The organism is Methylorubrum salsuginis, assembly GCF_900114375.1.
Lineage (GTDB): Bacteria > Pseudomonadota > Alphaproteobacteria > Rhizobiales > Beijerinckiaceae > Methylobacterium > Methylobacterium salsuginis.
The window spans coordinates 1-3,657 of record NZ_FOSV01000054.1; the positions used below are offsets into that span (position 1 = coordinate 1).

General features: G+C 67.2%; 3 protein-coding genes. All 3 read right to left on the reverse strand.

The window, feature by feature from the left end; all coding sequences use genetic code 11:
- Positions 1-223: 223 nt before the first annotated feature.
- A protein-coding gene (locus tag BM140_RS24935; protein WP_091952138.1) for an IS5 family transposase occupies positions 224-981 on the reverse strand; the annotation gives its coding sequence in 2 pieces (ribosomal slippage) (positions 224-669 and positions 669-981; 759 coding nt in all).
- Positions 982-1,052: 71 nt separating this feature from the next.
- Positions 1,053-1,793 (reverse strand): 3-deoxy-manno-octulosonate cytidylyltransferase, encoded by a 741-nt coding sequence (locus BM140_RS24940; protein ID WP_091952139.1) that lies wholly within the window; start codon positions 1,791-1,793, stop codon positions 1,053-1,055.
- 137 nt (positions 1,794-1,930) lie between these two features.
- Positions 1,931-3,322, reverse strand: coding sequence for a carbohydrate porin (locus tag BM140_RS24945; RefSeq protein WP_091952140.1), 1,392 nt, complete (start codon positions 3,320-3,322; stop codon positions 1,931-1,933).
- Positions 3,323-3,657 lie beyond the last annotated feature (335 nt).

A 3,657-nucleotide genomic window follows, 5' to 3' on the forward strand; every position in this document is an offset into this window, starting at 1 on the left:
CCTGCTGCTCCTTCAGGATGCCGAGGATCTGCTCTTCGCTGAACCGGCTCTTCTTCATCGTCCGTCTCCTGCTCGACGGACCCTAGCTTCAGAATGAGGGCAGACCAGGGGGCAAGGTCACCACCCGCTACGACAAACTCGCTCGCAATTTCGCCTCAGCACTCGCCTTGGCAGCCTTCATCGCGTTCTGGCCCTGATAGAGTCGCGACCCTAGGTCGCAGACTCATAAAGTTCGCAGCCAGACACGAACGGCTGCGAGCTTGACGCTGGCGAGGAAGTTTTCCGGGTCTTTGTCGTATCGGGTCGCAACCGCGCGGAAGTGCTTGATCTTGCTGAAGAACCGCTCGACCTGATTGCGGTACTTGTACAGGAACGCGCTGAAGGCGGGCACGGTCTTGCGGTTGGGCATCGGCTTCACGTTGGCCCAGGCCCCTTGCTCGGCCATGCGCTCGCGCCGTGCGTCGCTGTCGTAGGCCCGATCTCCCAAAAGGGTCTGCCCCGGCCCCAGATCGCCGAGCATGTCGTCGGCTGCACGGCCGTCGTGCGCTTGGCCTTCCGTGATCTTGAGCGCGACGGGCCGGCCTTCGGCGTCCACCAGCGCGTGGATCTTGCTGGTCAGACCACCCCGTGAGCGACCCATGCCACGGGATCGGTCGTCTTTTTTTTGGCGCAGCCAGCGTGCTGATGCACCCGCACGCTGGTGGAGTCGATCATCTGCAGATCACCTTCGTAAGCCTCCGACACGGCTTTCAAAAGTCGATCCCAGACCCCGCGCTTGCGCCAGCGCCGGAAGCGGTTGCCGCACGTCGTGTGAGGGCCGTAGCGCGCCGGGATGTCGGCCCAGGGCGCGCCCGTGCGCAGCCGCCAGAAGATGCTATTCAACACGCGACGGTCGTCCGCCCGCTCCTTGCCCCGCACATCCGTCGGCAGAACCGGTTCGATTGCCGCCCACTCCGCGTCCGTCAGGTCAAACCGCGCCATGCGTGCTCCTCCATTGCCGGAGGACCAACGAGCCGCGCGAGCAACCGTGCCATGCGTTATGAGTTCGCGACCTAGTCTAAGTTGCGTGCCCGCAGGGCCGCCTCGACGCGCTCCACATCCTCAGGCGTATCCACGGGGATCGAACGGTCGGACATCGGCAGCATGCGCACCGTGTGGCCGAGCTCCAGGAAGCGCAGTATCTCGATGTCCTCCACCTCCTCGAGGGGCGTCTTGCCCGGATGGGCCGCGAAGGCGGCGAGCGCCGCAGGAGGGAAGGCATAGGCGCAGATTTGGCGGTAGCCGAACCGGAAGCGTGCCTCCTTGCCCGCCGGGATGGGGCCCCGGCTCATGAACAGGAGCCGCCCCTCCTGATCGAACACGACCTTCGGCGTCATCCGGCTCTCGAACTCGGCGGCGTCGCGGATCGGGCAGTACCCGTTGGCGATCGTGTCGGGATGGGCCAGCGCGTGGTCGCGGATGACGGCGAGGTCCGTGGGGTCAAACAGCGGCTCGTCGCCCTGGACGTTGATGTAGATATCGACGGGCCGAGACGTCGCGACTTCAGCGACGCGGTCGGTCCCGGTCAAGTGCGTCCCGCCCGTCATCATGACGGGGATACCGCGCGACGTGCAGACCGAAACGATCTCGTCTGCATCGGTCGCAACGACGATTCTGTCCGTCTCGAACACTTTCGCGCATTGCTCGAAGGTGCGGACGATCATCGGCTTACCGGCGATGTCCACGAGCGGCTTGCCGGGTAACCGCTGCGAGCGGAGGCGGGCGGGGATGACGACGAGGTACGAGGCGGTCATGAGGCGCGTCCTGATGATGGGAGAGGGCGCTGGCCCAAAGGGCGGCACTGCGTTGCGGGAGCCTGTTTGTCAGAAGCAGGGGGCCGAGCGCTAGATGCATCGTTCCGACCGCGGCTCTCGGCGCTTTGGGCCGCCGATCAGTATTGAACCGTCGCCCTCAGGCCGAACACGCCGGCATTGCGCACCCGGCGTCCCCGCGCGTCGGCGATGCCGCCGCCGGGATGCAGGATCAGCTGCACGTCCGGCTGCAGGGTGAAGCCTGGCACCACCACCGCCTGATAGGTTGCCTCGATCACGGTCTCGGCCCGCCGCCGCGGCATCGGCATACCGGAGATCGCGATGGCGTCGGTGTCGGCCCGGCGGGCGTCGTCGGAGAGGCGGGCATGGGCGAGGCTGATTCCGATCGTGTCGTCGTCGCGGCCCTCGAAGAGACCCTTATAGGCCAGCCCCGTATCGACATAGGCCGAGATCAGGCTGGAGCGGGTCGGCGAGTAGGCCGCGCGCACGAAGAAGCCCAGACCCTCGTCGTCCTTGCCGGTCTCGCGATAGAGCGTCTGGTCCCAGATCGCGTAGATCCCGGCATTGCCCCGCAACGGGCGGCCGATGCCGCTCGAGCGCGGATCGGCCAGCGGCAGGCCGTTATTGTCGAAACGGAGGGAGTCGAACCGGCCGAAATGCTGCCAGCCGCCGAGCGTGATGTCGCCGGGCAGGCCCTTGGCGCTGCTTTCCGTGTTGTAGGCGTAGGTCGCCTCGGCCACGATCAGCGCCGGGTCGCGCAGGCGGAAATTGGTGCCGGTGCGGTCGAGGCGCTGCGCCTCCGGATCCTGTCCGGGGCGGTTGGCCCCGGCCGGATCGCCGTCGTAAATCCCGGCCTGGAGCGAGAACCCGTTGCCCGGCACGACTTTGGCCCGGATCGCGGGCGCCGCCAGCGGATAGGCCGGGCCGCCGCTCGGCAGGTCGAGCCCGGTGATGACCGGCCAGCCGAAGCCCGAATTCACGAACAGGGTCGCGGTCTGGCTGACGAAGAACTCGGTGTCGGCGGCCTGCTGGCCGATGCGCAAGCCCAGCTTCCCGTCGAACAGCTGCTGGTCGAGCCACAGCACGTAGAGACGCGAGGACGGCAGCGCCTCGATCACGCTCGTGGTCAGCAGGTTGCCGACGTAGTAGCGCGACAGGCCGGTGCCGTGGATGAAGTAGGCGTTGGCATGCACCGTCGCTCCGTCCCAGCCGACGAGTTTTTGCAGGTCGAGGTTGAGCCGCAGGTTGAGCCGGTCTTGCACGATGGCGCCCTGGCGAATGCCGCCGAAGGCGTTGCCGAGCGTCTCGCCGACATAGGTGAGGCTGTACTCGATGCCCTTTTCCTTGAGCACCGGGCGCAAGCCCAGCGGATCGCCGAACGGCCCGAGCGAGGGTTCGATCGAGCGCACGTAGCCGCCCGAGGCTTGGCTGGTCGATTCCGGCTGGGAGACGGAGATGCGGGGATCGCCGCCCGCGCCTTCGAAGACGGGCTTGCCGGTGGGCTGCGCCATCGCCGGGGTGGCGGCGAGTGCGGCGAGCAGGAGGGCGGGGGCCGGGCGGGGAAACACGGGCGGGGCCTCGCGGGGGCGACGCCGGAGTTTACAGGGTGTGGGCCGGGGCTGCCAGACGGGGTGGGCGCAATCGGAGCATTGGAAAAACGGTTATGCGGGGCCTCTTTCGGGCGGCGATGTCGCTCCGCCCCCCTAGATTCAAACCCAATCAGCTTGACCATGCGAGAGGCCGCTTTCGACCGATTCCGTCGAAAAACTCGGTGGCCCCCACGCTCACCGTCGGACGGGATGGGCTTTTGCCGTTGGACCGGTGTGTGCCCGGCCGGTCAAGCCGG

Bases quoted from the DNA above. Each gene is read 5' to 3' on its own strand.
- BM140_RS24940 (WP_091952139.1), bottom strand. From the start codon at position 1,793: ATGACCGCCTCGTACCTCGTCGTCATCCCCGCCCGCCTCCGCTCGCAG.
- BM140_RS24945 (WP_091952140.1), bottom strand. From the start codon at position 3,322: ATGGCGCAGCCCACCGGCAAGCCCGTCTTCGAAGGCGCGGGCGGCGAT.